Genomic DNA, 19,419 nt, shown 5'->3' with positions numbered 1-19,419 from the left:
TTAGGCTAAAGCTTGCTGTACTATAAAATTATACCTAATTTAATTTTTTTTAACATTTATGACAGACGAACAAATGAGGTTCCCGATTGGGAAATTTGCACCACCGGCATCTTACACCGACGAAAACATCCGCGAATGGGTAGATGATCTGCGCACATTGCCCGGCAAATTGCGTAATGCCATAGCCGGTTTAAACTACCAGGAACTGGATACCCCGTACCGTACCGGCGGCTGGACATTGAGGCAAGTAATCCATCACCTGGCCGACAGCCATATGAACTCTATCACCCGTTTTAAGCTGGCCCTAACCGAAACCAACCCAGTTATAAAGCCTTACGAAGAGGCTGACTGGGCTTTACTACCCGATTATCGCCTGCCGGTAGAATCGTCATTAAAAATATTGGAAGGTATTCATATTCACATGGTAGCCTTATTTGAAAGCTTTACCGAAAACGAATGGGAACGCACCTTTGTACATCCAGCATCCGGTGATACCGTTTCGCTTAAAAAAGGGTTGGCGCTGTACTCCTGGCACAGCAAACACCATTTGGCACATGTTACGGAAACGGTGAAGAAATTCGCGCGGGATTAGTTGAAAGGATAAAGGTTAAAGGCGAAAGGTAGCTGTTGGAAAGGTAAAAGCAGCCGCAATCTCAGATAAAAGGAGGGTGTTTGCTTCACAATAAAACACCTTTCGCCCTTTACCTCAAATTATGCGGACGGAAAACTCAGGTAAAAAGTTGTGCCGATGCCAATGGTTGTCTCAAACCAAATTTTGCCGTTGGCATTCTCGATGGAGTTTTTCACAAAGGCAAGCCCAAGTCCCGTACCAGAACTTTTGGTAGTGAAATTGGGTTCGAATATTTTTTCGCGCATATTTTCTGGAATCCCGTTACCATTATCTTTTATGGTAAGCAGCACATTTTTGCTGGTTATAAGATAATTGATATTTATCAGCCCTTTTCTTTCTGCCGGCGTGGCCTCAATCGCGTTCTTCAATAAATTATTAAAACACCTCAATAGCTGATCTTTATCGGCATTTATTATAAAAGGAGCTTCGGGCAGTTGGTATACTATGTGCATGTTGTCCATCTGCTTAAATATGGTTACGGCCTGGTTAAGCATTTCAAAAACATTCAATTGCTCAATGCGGGTATCGGGCATTTTGGCAAAAGCCGAAAATTCCGATGCAATGGATGACAAACTTTCTATTTGTTCAACAAATGACTTGCTAAAACGCTCAAACTTTTGATCAAACTTAGGGTCCTTATCCCGCCATGATTTATCAAGTAGCTGCAAACCTAATTTGAGTGGCGTTAATGGATTTTTAATTTCATGGGCCACTTGTTTGGCCATTTCGCGCCAGGCACTTTCCCGTTCAGATTGCGCCAATCTGGTTGCACTATTCTCAAGGGCCGATATCATTTTGTTATACTCTTTAACCAATGCCCCAATCTCATCATTTCGCTGCCATTTTATGGGCTCGTTCTTTTTACCGTAGATGGTTTTACTCAACGTTTCCTGTATAAAGCTCAATGGCGCGGTAATTTGTCTGGCAATAATAATGGCCAATAAGCCAATAGCTAAAAACACCAATGCGTAAACATTTATCATCACATTCAACAATGAACTTATGCGTTGTTTATAATCTGCTTCATTTGAAAAATAGGGCAGCTGGATGTAGGCAATAACCTTTTGCCCCGAGCTTACTATGGGAGCATAAGCGGCCTTGTAGTTCAATTCTCCTATCTTTTCATCATTCACAAATTCTGTTTTTTGCAGCCTGCTCAGGTAGATAAAAGCGCGGGAGTTCATTTTTTTAGCCACCAGGCCCGCCTCATACATTTTAGGCTGGGTTGTAACCAGCGGCACGCCATTGGTATCAAACAGGATAAGATCGGTAGAATATGTTTCGGCCAGTACGTTAAAATCAACCTGGTTTTTCTCGTTTACATTATATATATACCGGTTTAGCGCGCCGGTTTGAAAGGTTTCGGCTATCCTGGTTATTTTATCGCGGATTTGTTTATCTTGCTGTTCGTGGTATTGGCGCCCTATTGATACAAAAGTAATAAAGCCTACCACAATCAGCGTAACCACAACCGCAAATATCATTACAAACTGGATGCGGGTTCGATAAAGAACCTTGTCAAAATTAATCCTAAATTTCCACCGGATTTTATCATCCTTAATACTCAAAATCCTTACACGTACCCATGCACCCCTAACTATAATAATAATGGCACTAAATATCAACAAGGCCATAAAAAAGAAAGTAATCGAGGCTACCCCATTATAGAGGGGGTTTGTTTCTTTACTTACTACTATGATATTGCGTTTGTTGGGTTTATAAATCAGGTGGTCGTATTTTGTAAAGGTATTGTACCATTCGGGATTATTGAACCGGGTGGTTTTTATAATATAACTTTTTAGGACCCCTTTAAAATCTGGGTTATTAAGGGTGTAAACATAACTTCCCCGTTGGCTTTGCAAGCGATTATCATAGTAATAAGCATATGAGTAATCTTTAAATTCATCTTCGGATTGTAACGATCCTTCGATCAATAGATCGGGGAAAGCTCCAAGCACCTGAACTGGTTTTGATGTAAATTCAATGGCCAATGTTCCTAATTGCTTATTTCCGTTTTTTATAGGCAGTATCGCAAAATAACTCTGACGCCCAAACGATGCTGTGCCCCGGTAAAAATAAGATGTTGGTACAACCTTATATGAATTATATACAACCTGGTCTTTAAACCCGGTTATCGGGATGTCGTCATTGGCCAGGGGCTGGTCATTGGCATCATACTCGTGTATTTTAATAACATATTTTGACAGGTATCCATCAAAATACAGTTTCTGAAAACGGGTTAACAGGTACTCGTTGTTATGTATATTTTCCTTAAAGTAGCGCACAATAGTTGTGTCAACAAGAATCCGCTTCTCAATCTTTATAAATGCGTTTTCGGCATAATGGTCAATTGGGTCGCCTAACCGTTGCAGCAACTTTTTGCGTACAGACTCCTCTTTAATGCCTTCAAAGTGGTTTAACTTAATAGCCGAAATTAACGAACAGATTAAAAGCACGCCCAAAAAGGCGCTTGTTGTAAGCTTACCGCCCTGGTAAACAAATCCAAATGCCCTCATCACTACCAGCAGCATCCACAACAAGTAAAACAAGCTAAAATCGTAATGCCGTGCAAAAACAATTGTACTTATAACAACGCCTACTACCAGCAGTAATAACTGGTGCAATTTTGGTACATCCAGCTTGAGGCATATAAAAAGAACCACCTCATCAACAAGATAAAAAATGAGAAAACTAAAGCACAACATTAAAACACCCAGAATACTGAATGATGACAGGCCAAGCACATTGTTCACATTAAAATTGATGCCCGAATGGATAACCAGGTCATAAAACAACCTTAACAATGATGTGGATATCCCTATCAACAAAAGAATGCAGCCAACTACAATAAAATAGCCCACTGAGTTTTTGTAAACCGCTGTAAACAACCTTCGCCGTTGCAGATAAATAAATACAACAAACCAAAAAACACAAAGCAGGTTAATACACAGGTCGCCAAAAGACGGATACAAAATTCCAGAATGGAAAATGGCGGGGTCAAACAATTTAAGCATCCCCCGAAAATCGGGCAGGTGATAATATAAATTAACAACGCGGAACACGATTATGTACAAACCCAGGAAAACCACGGACAACCAGCCATAACCCTTTGCCGCCATATGGCAGCAAATATTATGAATTAATATACAAAGCGTTATGATGGTTAAAATCCAAAAAACAGCCTGATAATATATAAATGCATAATTGACGCTGCTGGCTTTTTGTTTTACAGAGAAAAGATAATCGTTGTTGACGCTGTGTACATCGTAAGCATTTTTATCGCCCAGATCAGCAAGCTCAATATTGTCTGTCGTTATTAAATCTTTAGCAAAAGTGTTTTGAAGATACTGATTGGTAAAGCTGTAATTGATTTTTACCGGGATGAAAAATATTACTGAAAAAGCCCCCTCTGTTTTCTTAATCGCCTCATAATACCCATTGGGCTGCTTGATAAAAGAATTACCCTCTCGGATATTGCCTATGCTATCTGGCAAAATTTTAATGCCGCTCCAAAAACTTAAATGGTTATTGTACGCTGTTATAAACCAGGTGTTCCTTTTGGTAGTAAACTCCTCTATCCTGTTAATGGCCTCCTGGTCATTATCGGCCAGGGTTTTAAATTTGTTAAGCTGTTCTTTATCTTTTAGCAGTTTATCAATGTAGGCTTCCTTATTGTGCAAGTTAGCCTCAAGAGCCAGGGCCGATTGGTCGAGGTTGTTGACCGGCGTATATGTTTTTTGGATAAAAATAGCCGTAAACAACAGCCCTATACCAATGAGGGTTAGCAACAAACGTATTTTTCCCGAGGTTGTCAAATTGCTGTCAGATATTTTACAGGGTTAAAACGAAAGGCACTATTAAATAGTGCCTTTTTAATTATTATTGAGGTAATGCAGCGCTTTGTGTAACTATTGCCCTATCAACCTTTTTAACAAGCCCCTGCAATACATTACCTGGCCCAACCTCGGTAAACGAGGTAGCGCCATCCTCCAACATATGCTTCACGGTTTGTGTCCACCTTACGGCGCCGGTAAGCTGCGCTATTAAATTTTGTTTTATAACAGCAGGATCGATATATGGTTTGGCATCAATATTTTGATAAATAGGACAAACCGGGGCTTTAATTTCGGTAGCAACAATTGCCGCCTCTAATTCAACCCTCGCCGATTCCATTAATGGCGAGTGGAAAGCGCCGCCAACTTTAAGTTTTAAAGCCCTTTTTGCACCCGCGGCCAGCAGTTTTTCGCAGGCCTCGTCAATCCCTTCAATACTACCGGATATAACCAATTGGCCGGGGCAGTTATAGTTTGCTGTTACAACAACGGCACTTGCCCGCTGGCAAACATCTTCCACAATAAAGTCATCCAGGCCTAAAATGGCGGCCATTGTCGATGGTTGTATTTCGCAGGCTTTTTGCATAGCGTTAGCACGGGCGGCAACCAGGCGTAAACCATCTTCAAATGATAAAGCGCCTGCAGCAACCAGGGCCGAAAATTCGCCAAGGGAGTGGCCGGCAACCATATCCGGTTTAAATTCATCACCCAAAACAGTCGCTAAAATTACCGAGTGTAAAAATATTGCCGGCTGGGTAACGTTGGTTTGTACCAAATCTTCGGCTGTGCCATCAAACATTACATCGGTAATCCTGAAGCCCAATATTTCATTGGCTCTTTCAAATAACTCACGCGCTTTGTCAGATTGCTCGTAAAGATCTTTACCCATACCCGGGAATTGGGCACCCTGCCCTGGAAAAATATATGCTTTCATTGCTTTGGTTTATTGGTTGATTGAGTTGATTGGGTGAGTGTTTTTATTTTCCGAAACCACTCACCCAATCAACCATTCACTTAATCAACTTAATTTGGAACTTATCAAATTTAAAAATTCGGTGCGGGTTTTTTCTTTTAAAAACTCGCCGGTAAATGCCGATGTGGTGGTTACCGAGTTTTGTTTTTGCACACCGCGCATACTCATACACAGGTGGCGGCATTCAATAACTATCCCTACACCAACCGGATTTAGGGTTTCCTGGATACAATCGCGAATCTCGTTGGTTAAGCGCTCCTGCACCTGCAGCCTGCGGGCAAAAGCGTCAACTACGCGTGGTATTTTGCTTAACCCAACCACATAGCCATTAGGAATATAGGCAATGTGTGCCTTTCCGAAAAAAGGCAGCATATGGTGCTCGCACATCGAGTATACTTCAATATCTTTTACAATTACCATCTGGCTGTATTCCTCTTTGAACATGGCCGAGTTAAGGATGCTTTTGGCATCCAGGTCATAGCCATGAGTTAAAAACAGCATTGCCTTGGCTATCCGTTCCGGCGTTTTTAACAAGCCTTCCCTTTGGGGGTTTTCGCCAATTTGTTTTAAAACATCAAGGTAATGGGCCGATAGGTTTTCAATCAGTTGTGGGTTATACCTGTCTATTTTGGTGTAACCGTCAATATCATCATCGCGGTCGGGGATGTGGTTTTTATCAATCATTTTATCCGGTTATCCGCCAAAATATTCCGCGGAATTATTTTCAGTTTCATATAGTTTTACCGAGTGTAAAAACACCCCCTCATAAGCCTCAATAGGCGCCTTAAGCTGGTTAAAAATTTCGATGCAAAGTAACTCCGTCGATGCCATTTTGCCAGCCATGAATTCAACATCCAAATTGATGTTTTTATGATCAAGCTTTTCAATAACGTGCTCGTTAATAATAACCTTAAGCTCTTTCAAGTCCATCAGATAGCCGGTTGCGTGGGTAACTTCGCCCTTAACCGTTACAAATAAATTGTAATTATGACCATGCCAGTTGGGGTTGGCACATTTGCCAAATACCTCATTGTTTTTTTCAGCGCTCCATTCCTCACGGTACATCCGATGAGCGGCATTAAAATGTTCTTTGCGCGTTATATGTATCATCATAATAATAAGTGGGTGCAAATATACAAAACAAAAACAGGCGAGTTGTTTTATATTCGTGGTCAAAAATCTGTAAATAAAACCTACAAAAAGCAAGATGCTTATATTAGTTGTTGCTGCTACGGCGCCCGAAGTTGAACCATTAGCCAAATACTTTGGTAATAAAATAGATGTATTAATAACCGGCGCCGGCATGGTGCCCACTGCTTTTGCACTCGGGCGTCATTTTGTTCATGGTAAATATGATCTGGTAATAAATTTAGGCATAGCCGGCAGCTTCGACAAGAGCATTGAGCCTGGCTTTGTAGTAGAAGTAACCGACGATACCTTTGCTGAAACAGGTGCGGAAGACGACGAAAAGTTTATCCCCATGAACGTTTTGGGCTTTGGCGAGGTAACCTATAAACCCACAGCTACATTAGATGAGGTTGAAAGTAATTTCTATTTGAAAAAAGCCAGGGCCATTACAGTAAATACCGTTCATGGGAATGATGCATCTATCAAAAAAGTGCAGGAGCGTTTAAATCCGCAACTGGAAAGTATGGAAGGCGCGGCTTTCTTTTATGCCTGTCAGCAGGTTAATGCGCGATGCATCCAAATCAGGGCTGTGTCAAATTATGTCGAAAAACGCAACCGTGACAACTGGCAAATAGGGCTGGCTATAAAAAATCTGAATACCTTTGCCATTGATCTGATTGACGCGATCATTCGACTTTAATTACGGTTGAGGTTTGACGTCGTACGTTATACGTAGGCTTTCAATTACTTAACACGTACAACTTAAAACGTAACACGTACAACCCATATGAAATTAACCCTCGGCTTTTCTCCCTGCCCCAACGATACTTTTATTTTTGATGCCCTTATTCACCATAAAATTGACACCGAAGGCCTGGAGTTTGAGGTTTTTTATGATGATGTAGAAACCCTGAACCAAAAAGCATTTCGCGGCGAATTGGATGTTACCAAGCTTAGCTACCATGCCTTTGCCTATGTAGCCGATAAATACGTGCTGTTAGATTCGGGCAGCGCATTAGGATTTGGCGTGGGGCCAATGCTGATATGCAAATCAGATCCGGAAAAACTACTCTCGCAATTCGAAACCGGCAACCCAAACCTCAGAATAGGGATTCCCGGCAAATACACAACCGCCAATTTTTTGTTAGGCAACGCTTTCCCCAACGCTATCAATAAAGTAGAACTTGTTTTTTCTGATATCGAGAACGCGGTATTGGAAGGCCGGGTTGACGTAGGATTGATCATCCACGAAAACCGCTTCACCTACCAGGATAGAGGCCTAAAAAAGATCATCGACCTGGGCGATCATTGGGAAAAGCAAACCGGCTGCGCTATTCCACTTGGCGGCATTGTGGCCAACCGTAATTTGTCGGCAGATATTCACCACAAACTGAACCGGGTGCTGCGTAAATCAGTTGAGTTTGCTTTTGCCAACCCTAAATCGGGCCTGGAGTTTATCCGCTCGCACGCCCAGGAGATGAGCGAAGAAGTAATGTACAAACACATTGACCTGTATGTAAATAAATATTCTGTAGAGCTTGGAGAGGAAGGAAGGAAAGCGATAAAGCTGCTTTTTGATACGGCTTTGAAGAATAATTTTATACCTGCAATAAAAGAGGATTTGTTTTTGAGCCCCTTAACCCCCTGAAGGGGGAATCATAGTTTAAAAATAAAACGGCCCTTCTTGCATTATTGGGGCCGTTTTATTTAGCGACTTAGCGAATCAAAAGTTCCCCTTTCAGGGGGTTAGGGGGCTTCGCCGCTTAATACAACAAATGATCATATGGATAACGCTCGGTATGTATCGCTTTCACCTCCTCATAAAGTAAATTCCTAAACTCATCTACATTTTCTCTTTTTGTGGCCGATATAAATATGGCCGGGCTGTTGTTTTTCGCCATCCAGCTGTGTTTAAAATCATCCAGCGTTAGCGGCTCTTCCTGCTGCTCTATCTGGTGATCTTCTGGTTTAAAGGCATCTATTTTATTAAATACGGTTATCATCCGTTTATCAATAGCACCAATATCTTTCAGGGTTTCGTTAACAGTACGTATCTGATCCTCAAAATTAGGGTGCGAAATATCTACTACGTGCACCAGAATATCTGCTTCGCGCACTTCGTCCAGGGTCGATTTAAAACACTCTACCAGTTGGTGTGGCAACTTGCGAATAAAACCAACCGTGTCTGATAACAGGAAGGGGACATTTTCAAGCACCACTTTCCTTACTGTAGTATCTAATGTGGCAAACAGTTTGTTTTCGGCAAACACTTCCGATTTAGATACCATGTTCATAATGGTCGATTTGCCAACGTTGGTATAACCCACCAACGCAGCACGTACCATCTGGCTGCGGTTTTTGCGCTGGGTTTCGTTTTGCTTGTCTATTTGCTTTAATCTCTCTTTCAGCAAGGCTATTTTATTCAAAATCAAACGCCTGTCGGTCTCAATCTGCGATTCACCCGGTCCGCGCATACCAATACCACCTTTCTGGCGCTCAAGGTGGGTCCACAAACGGGTAAGGCGGGGCAGCAAATATTGTAGTTGGGCCAGTTCAACCTGGGTTTTGGCCTGGGCGGTTTGCGCGCGATTGGCAAAAATATCCAGGATAAGGTTATTCCTGTCAAGTATCTTTACCTGTAGTTCGTTTTCAATATTACGCAATTGCGATGGCGACAGCTCATCGTCAAACACCACCATATCAATCTCTTCTTCAATAACAAAAGCCTTAATATCTTCCAGCTTGCCGCTGCCCACAAAGGTAGCCCTATCGGGCCTTTGTAGTTTTTGGGTAAAATGAGTTATTGTTTCGCCGCCTGCCGTAGCAACCAGAAACTCCAATTCCTCTAAATATTCTTTCTCCTGCTCATCGGTTACGTGGGGTGTCATCACGCCAACCAAAACAGCTTTTTCCTGCTTCACAGCAGTATCATAAAATTTTTGCTTCATTAACTATGGTATATCAATCGCGGTGCCAATTTACTAATATAGCACAAACGGAGCTATTTAACGCCAAAATAGCACATACAAAGGTAATTGACTGTCATTACTAATAAAATATGTTTTACAAAAAACATAGGGCAAACGCATCTAATAGGGTTAACATAACTTAACACATTTCAGACATATTTTTGATAAATACTTCACAATAAACGTTTTGAATTTTTAACATGGTTAACACTAAACTGATCGCCGTTAACTATTTAAATGTGTTTGCCCAGCCAAAAACATGTGGCCCAATTACAAACAATTAAATAAATTGTTTTATTTATTTTAACAAGAATCGTTTTCCTATTATTATATTCGTCTGATTAAACCTTATTGACATGAACAAAATCTTTTCCCTGCTATTGCTGGGCTCTTTAACTATTACCGCGAACGCACAAACTGCCACCCCCTTACCAACAGCTCAATCATTCGGTAAAGTTGATAAGGCCGATCTGGAAATGACAAAATGCGATTTTGAACCTGATGCCAACGCCGAAATTCTTTTTGATAAAGGCGATACGTATTTTGATATGCAATACAATATCAACACCGACAGGCACAAACGCATCAAAATTTTTAACGATAACGGCAAAGACGAGGCCAACATCCGCATCGAATATTACAGCTACAATCGCATTGAATACATTACCGGTTTACAGGCTCAAACTATTAACTTAACCAATGGCGCCGTTGAAATTATTAAGGTTGATAAAAAACAGATATTTACCGAAGTTGTTGACAAGTATCGCTCGGCCATGGTGTTTTCGTTTCCTAACGTTAAACCAGGTACAATTATCGAATACAAGTATCGCTTAACAAGCCAATCAATTGCAAACTTTCCCGATTGGTATTTTCAAACAGATTTGCCAACCCGGTATAGCGAGTTGAATACCAATACCCCGGATATATTAACTTATAAAAGGCTTTCAAACATTCATTCTCCTTACGCCGTTGATAAAACAAGTTCATCAAACACGCATACCGAGGCAATGGTGAATATCCCCTCGTTAAAAGATGAACCGTATATGGATGCCCGCAATGACAATTCCGAACGGATCCTTTTCCAATTATTAAGCATCCGCATACCCGGCTATTTTGCACCAAACTTCCAGGATTCGTGGACAAAAGTTGGCCAAAACATGGTAGATGATGAGGATTTTGGTGGCCAGTTTAACCGGAAACTTACCGGCGAAGAAGTAATTATTAATAAGGCAAAAGCACTTAAAACCGACGATGAAAAAATTGCCTATATTTTTAACGAGGTTAAAAATACCATGAAATGGAACGATTACTATGCCCACTATACCAACGACGGAACACCAAAAGCATGGGAAAAGAAGATTGGAAACTCGGCCGAAGTAAACCTTATCCTTTATCACCTGCTTAAAAAGGCAGGCTTAAATGTTTATCCGATGATGGTGAGCACCCGCAAAAATGGCCGTATAAACCCCAGCTATCCATCAACCACCCAGTTTAACAGTACTGTTGCATATATCCCGGTTGATAGCGCCAAATATTATGTACTTGATGCTACCAACAAATATAATTTGTACAACCAGGTGCCCGAGGTATTTTTAAATTCATTTGGCCTTATGCTTGATAAAGAAAATAAGGTGTATGACCTGCCCTTTTTGCAACAACCGGACCCTATACGCCAGGTTGTTTTATTGAATGCCGAAATTAAGCCCGATGGCAAAATGAGTGGCACTGCCGATATCAGCAGTTTTAGCTATAACAAAATTTACCTCACCAAAAAGTATAAAACCGATGGCGAAAAAAAGTATAATGACTACTTACGCGAAGACAACAACAGCTTAAAAATATCGGGCCTTACCTTCGAGAATATGGATATTGACACGCTGCCGTTACGTCAAAAGCTCAATTTCAACCTCGACCTTACCGGCAGCGATGATAATTACATCTACTTTAATTCAAATCTGTTTACCGGCCTTAAAACAAACCCGTTTTTGGCCGAAAACCGCTTTACCGATATTGATTTTGGCTACCGCGATAACTACGCCATAACCGGCATTTTTAAAATTCCGACAGGGTATAAAATTGATGCAATGCCCAAAAGCATCAGCATGGCCATACCCGATGGAACTGTAGTTTTTAAACGCATGGTTGCCGAGCAGGATGGGTCAATAATGGTTCGCTTTAGCATCGATCATAAAAAGTCGATGTATTTTAAGGAGAACTACCCCGAGTTCCGTGAGTTTTGTAAAAAAATGTATGATATGCTTAACGAGCAGATTGTACTTAAAAAAGGCTAATAAGATTATGTGTATTAAACATTACACCAGGCTGCTGCTCACCACAGCAGCCTTATGCGCACTGTATAACCAGAGCTTTTGTCAGGATAAAAATATTCCTAAAGATTTATATGTCGCAGCAACTATTCCTGATTCGTTAAAAGATGAGGCCAATTCTGTAGTACGGTACTCAAGCGATGAGGTAATTGTGAAAGGCCCTGGTAAAATGGTATCAAAACACCATAGCATTGTTACCATTTTGAACGAAAAAGGCGACGATGAGGCAATCCTTGAAATGGGGTACAATAAAAAGTATGATTATTATTCGGGACTGGAAATTCATGTGTATAATGCGCTTGGCGTCCCAATAAAAAAATACCACAAAAGCGATATGTACGATGGCTCTGCTGCTAACGACGAAACAATGGTTACCGACGAGCGCTTTTTGGCTATCAAGCATGCCATCGCTTCATATCCGGTAACGGTTGAATTTGAATATGAAGAAACCATCAGCAGCTTTATTGGGTTAGGCGAATGGTATATCCAGGATAAGGTTGAGCAATCTGTTCAGCATGCTTCCTATAAGCTTTCATGTAATCCGGCTATCGGTTTCAGATATAAAAACCGCAATTGCTCGCTCATTCCTGAAAAAGGAGTTGTCGACGGATTAGATACCTACACCTGGACTGTTAAAAATATTAAAGCGATAAAAAAGGAGCCCCATGTTCTTTCATGGAACATATTGCCAAAAGTTTCATTCGCAGCAAATTCATTTGATTGTTTTGGCTATCCCGGTGATTTTACTACCTGGAAATCATTTGGCAATTGGATAAAGGGGTTAAACAGCGATGTTTGTTCGTTAAGCCCGGAACGTATTGCCGAGATAAGGAAAATGACAGATACCATTAAAACAGATAGAGAAAAAGCACGGTTCCTGTATAACTATATGCAAAAAGGCATGCGTTATGTAGGGATACAACTGGGTATTGGTGGCTATAAACCCTTCCCGGCAACCTTTGTTGATCAAAAGAAATATGGCGATTGTAAAGCCCTTTCAAATTACATGTATTCGTTACTGAAAGCCGTTAATATAAACGCATATTATGCTATCATCAGGGCCGGCAATAATGAAGAACCCGTTGATTCGGCATTTCCTAATAACTCTTTTAATCATGCCATCTTGTGCATCCCATTCAAAAATGATACTACCTGGCTTGAATGCACCAGCAGTACCACAGCATTTGGTAAACTTGGTCCATTTACCGAGAACAGGAATGCGTTGCTGATTACTGACGATGGCGGAAAACTGGTAAGCACGCCCAAAAGCATAGCGGCCGACAATACCTTTGATAGCGAGGTTCATCTTACATTAGATGCAGATGGCGGCGCCAAAGCGATTATAAAAATTTCAAGCTCCGGCGAGTACCGGCGCATTTTTGTAGATCGCCTTCCAAATTATAAAGTTGATGAACAAAAACAGTATTTGCTTAAAGAGCTCCATATCAAACAGCCATCTGTTTTTAATTATAACCCGTTGGGCGACAGGAATGGCGTAAAAGATGTAACACTTGAACTGGATTATGATAAGTTTTGCGACATGGCCAGTGGCGATAAGCAATTTTACAGGCCTCTTGCTTTTTCGTTGTGGGACGTTACCGTTCCAGACCAGGAAAAAAGAAGCACCAGCTATTACTTCAACAGCCCTGTTCAAAAATCATGTGTTACCACAATTGACTTACCTGCCGATTTTGAAGTTGAAACTTTGCCAACAAACCAAAGTTTAAAATTTAGCTACGGCAATTATGATATCAATTACACCTATGATGCCTTAAAAAAACAAGTTAAAAGTATAGCCCGGTTCAACTTAACCAACCAGGTAATCCCTGCAGCCAAATACAACGAAATGCAAACCTATTTTGACGCCATTGCCAAAGCGCAAAATAAAAAACTGGTGATACGCCGCAAAGCTTAAATTTGCGCCTGATGATATTCAGGCTCGATGAACGTTTACTTTTTCCTGAGCCCGATCTGGCCGAACCAGACGGGCTTTTGGCTGTAGGCGGCGATCTATCATCCCAAAGACTGTTGTTAGCTTATCAAAATGGTATTTTCCCCTGGTATAGCGACGATTCCCCTATCCTTTGGTATTCGCCCCATGAGCGTTTTGTGCTGTATCCCGATGAATTAATAATTTCCAAATCGATGGGCCAGGTACTCCGTTCAAACCGGTTCAGGGTTACAACTAATACCTGTTTCGCCGATGTTATAAAAGCCTGCTCGACCGCGCCGCGCGAAGGACAGGACGGCACCTGGATTACCGACGACATGCAGGCTGCCTACATCAACATGAATGCCGAAGGCTACGCCCACTCTGTTGAAGTATGGGAACAGGGCCAATTGGTTGGCGGGCTTTATGGGGTATGGGTTGGCGATGTTTTTTGTGGCGAAAGCATGTTTAGCAAAGTAAGTAACGCATCAAAAACAGCATTAATTTACCTGTGCCAAACCAATAAATTTAAACTAATAGATTGCCAGGTGCATACCAGCCACCTGGAATCCATGGGTGCGCGAATGATATCGCGGGAGCAATATATAGCCGTTCTGCACAATAGTTTGCTTTGATTGGTTACCTTTGAGGGGTATGCAGCAGGCCAACACAAAAGAGCGTATTATTTTAGGAATCGACCCCGGAACCGCAGTTATGGGTTATGGCCTGGTTAAAGAAACCGGCCCCAGGATAGAGCTTATTGCCCTTGGTGTGGTAAAGATGGAAAAGCTTGACGACCATATGCTCAAGCTGCAGCGCATATTTGAAAAAACCGTAGCCCTTATTGATAATTACCACCCAGACTGCCTGGCTATCGAAGCTCCGTTTTATGGTAAAAACATCCAGGTAATGCTCAAACTGGGCCGTGCGCAGGGTGTGGCTATCGCGGCGGCGCTATCGCGCAATTTAGATATTACAGAATATGCTCCCCGCAAAATAAAACAATCAATAACCGGCAACGGAAATGCCACTAAAGAGCAGGTTGCGGCCATGCTGCAAAACTTGTTAAAGTTTAAAGAAACGCCCGATTTTTTAGATGCTACCGACGGCTTGGCTGTGGCTGTTTGCCATTCTTTTCAAAGGATGGGTACAAGCACAAAATCGGCCTCAGGCAGTAAAAAATCATACTCGGGCTGGGATACATTTGTGAAGGATAATGCAAAACGGATAGTTTAAATTCCGGCTATTAGTGTATTTATAAAAATCTATCTGGCTGCCGTAACTTTTTTTATTTTCCACCGTACAAGTCTCCATGACCAACGCGAATTAACCTTTGGGCAACACCAATTAACCCAAAAGAAACCCCGTGTCTGTTCGCCTATTAAATTTGTAACAAACTATACTTTTTTGCATTATTTTTTTAAAATAAGCAATAATTTGTTGACAAAGTGCACTTTAACAATTACTTTTAAGTCCCCTTAATTGATTGATCATGATCCGAGTACGGTCTAAAAATGTGCTATTGGTTGCTCCCGATACTTTTTCGGTTGAGTTATTGCCGAATAATAAACAATTTAAGCATATTTCGTCAACGAGTCATATTTTCCCATCCATTCACGAGCAGAAACCCAACCTGGTAATTTTTGACTACGATCATTTGAACGCAGACATAGAAAAGATATTGCGTCGCTTACAATCAAACCCGGCTTACAATAAAATAAAGATTTGCTGTTACAAGCAAAAAGAGCACACCAAGGTTGATAGCCTTTTAAAAGTGCTGGGGGTTGATTACATTTTTTATCCCGAAGATTTTAAAAACACCGAAAAGGGCAACAGCTTTGTAAATGCCTTCGCCAATATTTTCGACGCCCCGGTTATGGCTTTGATGGCAAAGGCATCAAGTTAATATACATTGTTGCATACATATATGTTATTCGCATTTTAATAAATTGTCATTGCGAGCGCAGCGCGGCAACCTCGTCGCCAACCTTGGCCACATGCATATCGATCATGAAGGTTCACGAATACTATATCTACATCTTATCAAATAAAGCCAACACGGTCTTCTACATTGGCGTAACCAACGATTTGCAAAGCCGCATTGACAACATAAGCAAAAAGTTAATAATGGCTTCACCGCTCAATATAAATGCGACAAGTTAGTTTATTACGAAGAATTTCAATGCATACAGGATGCTATTGCGCGGGACAAACAATTAAAAGCGGGCTCCCGGCAAAAGAAGATCGATTTGATTGTGGGCTTTAATCCATCGTGGAGTGACTTGAGCAATGGGTGGTATGATTAGCTGTCTGACCGGCACATTCGCCTGGTTTGGCGACGAGATTGCCACGCTATCGCTTATAATGACGTGCTTGTAAGTTACTGATTGTCAATATCAAATATCCGTCATTGCGAGGCACGAAGCAATCCCCGACATGCTAAGTCCCACATAGTTCGGGATTGCTTCGTGCCTTATAATGACATCATTATAATATATTGATTATTAATGTTTTTTTGTAGAGACGCATCACATGCGTCTCCCACATGCAAATCGAAACCGGTCTGGCGGGAGACGCATGTGATGCGTCTCTACATGAATTCCGGTCGCAGCCATGTCATTACTTCTTTTTTCAGCATAGGCTGATGGTCACTCGCAATGACAAAAGGGCGTAAGTGCTTTGCGAGAATAGGAGAGACGCATGTGATGCGTCTCTACATGAATTCCGGTCGCAGCCATGTCATTACTTCTTTTTTCAGCATAGGCTGATGGTCACTCGCAATGACAAAAGGGCGTAAGTGCTTTGCGAGAATAGGAGTGCTATGGATAAATGTCATTGCAAGCGCTTTACCTCAATTTGCGACGAGGTTGCCGCGCTGCGCTCGCAATGACATTATTTTTGATGTTGCAAAAGTTAATCAATCCATTCAAACTTAGTATAAGGTACCAATACTTCTGGTATTTTAATCCCCTTTTCAGTTTGGTTATTCTCTAATAAAGTAGCTACAATGCGTGGCAATGCCAATGCGCTTCCGTTTAAGGTGTGTGCTAATTGTGTTTTGCCTTCGGCATTGCGGAAACGCAATTTTAGCCTGTTGCTCTGGAATGTTTCGAAGTTTGATACGGATGATACTTCCAGCCAGCGTTGTTGTGCAGCGCTCCAGGTTTCCATATCATAAGTTAAAGCCGATGCAAAGCCCATATCGCCGCCGCATAAGCGGAGCACGCGGTATGGTAAGCCAAGATTTTGCAGCAATCCCTGTACATGGGCACTCATTAGCTCCAATGTTTCGTATGATTTATCCGGATGTACCACCTGTACAATCTCTACCTTATCAAACTGGTGCAGGCGGTTTAGCCCGCGCACATATGCGCCGTAAGAGCCTGCCTCGCGGCGGAAACATGGTGTGTGCCCACAATGTTTAACCGGCAAATCATCTCCCTTTAATATTACGTCGCGGAAGATGTTGGTAATAGGCACTTCGGCAGTGGGGATTAGGTATAGTTCGTCCTCATTTACAAAATACATCTGTCCTTCTTTATCGGGTAACTGCCCGGTTCCAAAACCAGAGTCTTTGTTAACCATTAGTGGTACGCTCACTTCGCTGTAACCTGCTTTTTCGGCTTCGTCGATAAAATAATTGATGAGCGCCCGTTGCAGTTTGGCCCCTTTATTTTTATAAACGGGGAAACCAGCGCCGGTTATTTTAACGCCCAGTTCAAAATCAATCAGGTTATATTTTGCAGCCAGTTCCCAGTGTGGCTGGGCATTGGCGGGTAATTCCGGCTTCGCGCCATTCTCCAAAACAATTTCGTTTTCTTCGGGCGTTAAGCCTTTGGGCACCGAACTATGCGGCAGGTTGGGTAGCAATACCAGTTTTTGGTAAAGCTCTTCTTCTGTTGCGGCCAGCTGATCGCCAAATTTTTTGATGTCTTCTTTCCATGCACCAGTTTTGGCTTTAATCTCTTCCGCCTCGGTTTTTTTGCCGGCACGCGTCAGGTCGCCAATTTGTTTTGATGCTGCATTGGCCTCGGCCGAAACGTTATCCATACTGGTTTGGGTGGAGCGGCGTTTGTCATCCAACCCTATTAACTCATCAACCAGTTCGGGCTGTTTAAAATTTTTTACAGCCAAACGTTCCAAAACCTGTTCCCGGTTATCCCGGATATAACTAACTTGCAGCATTATTTTATTTTTTAGGCAAAGATATAATTAGTTCATAGTTTATGGTTCATAGTTCATAGCTGTTTTGTGAATAAGTTCATGGCATATGGTTCATAGTTCATGGCTGATTTACGACAACTGAACAACGGCCTTTACACAAAACATCTATGAACTATCATCTATGAACCATGAACGAAAGAGGCAAATTATATTTAGTTCCAACACCAATAGGTAATTTAGAAGATATCACCCTTCGGGCGCTTCGCGTGTTGAAGGAAGTTGACCTGATTTTGGCCGAGGATACGCGTACATCGGCACCGCTGTTAAAACACTTTGATATTCACCAGAAGGTATTTGCCCATCATCAGCATAATGAGCACCAGTCGTCAAACGAGATCATTAAGTTTTTGCTGCAGGGTAAAAACATCGCGCTGATATCTGATGCCGGTACACCGGCGATATCCGATCCGGGCTTTTTCCTGGTGCGCGAGGCTTTAAAATTCAATTTGGACGTGGAATGCCTGCCCGGCGCTACTGCATTTGTGCCGGCACTGGTAAATTCGGGCTTCCCTACGGATAAATTTTGTTTTGAGGGTTTTTTACCGTTGAAAAAAGGACGCCAGACCCGCTATAAGTTTTTGGCCACCGAAGAGCGTACGATCATACTATATGAGTCACCGCACCGTTTATTGAAAACGCTGGACGAGATGGCCTTGTATTTTGGTGCCGACAGGCTCATTTCGGTATCGCGCGAGCTCACTAAAATGTTCGAAGAAACTGTGCGCGGAACTGTTGCCGAAGTAAAATTATATTTTGAAACACATCCGCTAAAAGGCGAGTTTGTAATGTGCGTGGCCGGTGCCGAACCGAAGCCGGCAAAGAACAAGTACAAAGACGACGATAACGACGACGAATAGCCATGGATATTTATTTGAAGAGTGCCATCACACAGTTTGCCTATTACAAAAAGTTAGGCGAAAAAACATTTGCGCAATTAAATGATGCCGACCTGTTTTGGCAGTTTAATGCCGAAAGCAACAGCATTGCCATTATCATCAAGCACCTATCCGGAAATATGCTGTCGCGATGGACCAATTTTTTGATCACCGATGGCGAGAAAGAATGGCGAAACCGCGACGCAGAATTTGAAGAAACCATTAACACCCGCGAACAGATCATGGCTGCCTGGGACCAGGGCTGGGCTTGTTTGTTTAACGCCCTAAACTCGTTAACCGCCGAAGACTGGGAAAAAACAGTGAAAATCCGCAACGAGCCACACCGTATTGAGGATGCAATAAACCGGCAGCTGGCCCATTATCCCTATCATATAGGCCAGATTGTTTTTATCGGCAAAATGATAACAGGGTCAAAATGGCATTCGCTATCTATTCCGAAAGGAAATTCCGACAAGTACAACGCCGATAAATTTGCAAACCCCGGCGATACCTTTAAATAGATCTTCTT

General features: G+C 42.0%; 17 protein-coding genes. 11 read left to right on the top strand and 6 right to left on the bottom strand.

Annotated elements, in window-relative coordinates:
* Positions 1-58: 58 nt before the first annotated feature.
* Entirely contained in the window at positions 59-592 is a 534-nt protein-coding gene (locus AC1RM2_RS15235; protein WP_492986045.1) for a YfiT family bacillithiol transferase, read from the top strand.
* Positions 593-711: 119 nt separating this feature from the next.
* Here AC1RM2_RS15235 and AC1RM2_RS15230 read toward each other — a convergent pair whose 3' ends face one another.
* The 4 genes from AC1RM2_RS15230 to AC1RM2_RS15215 all read right to left on the bottom strand — a co-directional run bounded on the left by AC1RM2_RS15230 (position 712) and on the right by AC1RM2_RS15215 (position 6,547).
* Complete coding sequence (locus tag AC1RM2_RS15230) at positions 712-4,446, bottom strand: sensor histidine kinase (protein WP_492986044.1); 3,735 nt, start codon at positions 4,444-4,446, stop codon at positions 712-714.
* 64 nt (positions 4,447-4,510) lie between these two features.
* Positions 4,511-5,398, bottom strand: coding sequence for an ACP S-malonyltransferase (gene fabD / locus AC1RM2_RS15225; RefSeq protein ID WP_492986043.1), 888 nt, complete (start codon positions 5,396-5,398; stop codon positions 4,511-4,513).
* Between the two features lie 84 nt (positions 5,399-5,482).
* Positions 5,483-6,121 (bottom strand): GTP cyclohydrolase I FolE, encoded by a 639-nt coding sequence (folE, locus tag AC1RM2_RS15220; RefSeq protein ID WP_147054189.1) that lies wholly within the window; start codon positions 6,119-6,121, stop codon positions 5,483-5,485.
* A gap of 9 nt (positions 6,122-6,130) precedes the next feature.
* Positions 6,131-6,547, bottom strand: coding sequence for a 6-pyruvoyl trahydropterin synthase family protein (locus AC1RM2_RS15215; RefSeq protein WP_147060976.1), 417 nt, complete (start codon positions 6,545-6,547; stop codon positions 6,131-6,133).
* Between the two features lie 97 nt (positions 6,548-6,644).
* On the opposite strand from AC1RM2_RS15215, the gene mqnB reads away from it, so the two are divergent.
* On the top strand, positions 6,645-7,265 hold the full coding sequence (mqnB, locus tag AC1RM2_RS15210; RefSeq protein WP_492986041.1) for a futalosine hydrolase: 621 nt from the start codon (positions 6,645-6,647) through the stop codon (positions 7,263-7,265).
* 87 nt (positions 7,266-7,352) lie between these two features.
* A complete protein-coding gene (locus AC1RM2_RS15205; RefSeq protein WP_492986040.1) occupies positions 7,353-8,213 on the top strand; it encodes a menaquinone biosynthesis family protein in 861 nt (286 codons plus the stop codon).
* A gap of 115 nt (positions 8,214-8,328) precedes the next feature.
* Here the strand turns inward: AC1RM2_RS15205 and hflX are convergent, their stop codons facing one another.
* The gene (gene hflX, locus AC1RM2_RS15200; RefSeq protein WP_477355439.1) at positions 8,329-9,513 is read right to left on the bottom strand and encodes a GTPase HflX; all 1,185 of its coding nucleotides are present in this window, start codon (positions 9,511-9,513) and stop codon (positions 8,329-8,331) included.
* A 377-nt stretch (positions 9,514-9,890) separates the two neighbouring features.
* On the opposite strand from hflX, the gene AC1RM2_RS15195 reads away from it, so the two are divergent.
* From AC1RM2_RS15195 to AC1RM2_RS15170, 6 genes are all read left to right on the top strand, one after another.
* Positions 9,891-11,825 carry a DUF3857 domain-containing protein gene (locus tag AC1RM2_RS15195; RefSeq protein WP_492986037.1) on the top strand — a complete coding sequence of 645 codons (1,935 nt, stop codon included), beginning with the start codon at positions 9,891-9,893 and terminating at the stop codon, positions 11,823-11,825.
* Between the two features lie 7 nt (positions 11,826-11,832).
* Positions 11,833-13,776, top strand: a complete 1,944-nt coding sequence (locus tag AC1RM2_RS15190) for a DUF3857 domain-containing protein (protein WP_492986036.1) — start codon at positions 11,833-11,835, stop codon at positions 13,774-13,776.
* 11 nt (positions 13,777-13,787) lie between these two features.
* Positions 13,788-14,426: a leucyl/phenylalanyl-tRNA--protein transferase gene (gene aat, locus AC1RM2_RS15185; protein ID WP_492986035.1), complete on the top strand. Its 639-nt coding sequence runs from the start codon at positions 13,788-13,790 to the stop codon at positions 14,424-14,426.
* Between the two features lie 19 nt (positions 14,427-14,445).
* On the top strand, positions 14,446-15,027 hold the full coding sequence (ruvC, locus tag AC1RM2_RS15180) for a crossover junction endodeoxyribonuclease RuvC (protein WP_492986034.1): 582 nt from the start codon (positions 14,446-14,448) through the stop codon (positions 15,025-15,027).
* A 256-nt stretch (positions 15,028-15,283) separates the two neighbouring features.
* Positions 15,284-15,697, top strand: a complete 414-nt coding sequence (locus tag AC1RM2_RS15175; protein WP_492986033.1) for a hypothetical protein — start codon at positions 15,284-15,286, stop codon at positions 15,695-15,697.
* A 104-nt stretch (positions 15,698-15,801) separates the two neighbouring features.
* Entirely contained in the window at positions 15,802-15,954 is a 153-nt protein-coding gene (locus tag AC1RM2_RS15170; protein WP_492986031.1) for a GIY-YIG nuclease family protein, read from the top strand.
* 750 nt (positions 15,955-16,704) lie between these two features.
* Here AC1RM2_RS15170 and serS read toward each other — a convergent pair.
* Entirely contained in the window at positions 16,705-17,976 is a 1,272-nt protein-coding gene (gene serS, locus AC1RM2_RS15165) for a serine--tRNA ligase (RefSeq protein WP_492986030.1), read from the bottom strand.
* 167 nt (positions 17,977-18,143) lie between these two features.
* Between serS and rsmI the strand changes: the two genes are divergently transcribed.
* Together rsmI and AC1RM2_RS15155 are read left to right on the top strand one after the other, a co-directional pair.
* Positions 18,144-18,872, top strand: a complete 729-nt coding sequence (gene rsmI, locus AC1RM2_RS15160; protein WP_492986028.1) for a 16S rRNA (cytidine(1402)-2'-O)-methyltransferase — start codon at positions 18,144-18,146, stop codon at positions 18,870-18,872.
* Positions 18,873-18,874: 2 nt separating this feature from the next.
* The gene (locus AC1RM2_RS15155; RefSeq protein ID WP_492986027.1) at positions 18,875-19,411 is read left to right on the top strand and encodes a DUF1572 domain-containing protein; all 537 of its coding nucleotides are present in this window, start codon (positions 18,875-18,877) and stop codon (positions 19,409-19,411) included.
* Positions 19,412-19,419 lie beyond the last annotated feature (8 nt).

Source organism: Mucilaginibacter sp. GW822-FHT03E02 (genome assembly GCF_058801545.1).
This window is presented reverse-complemented; position numbering and strand designations above follow the sequence as displayed.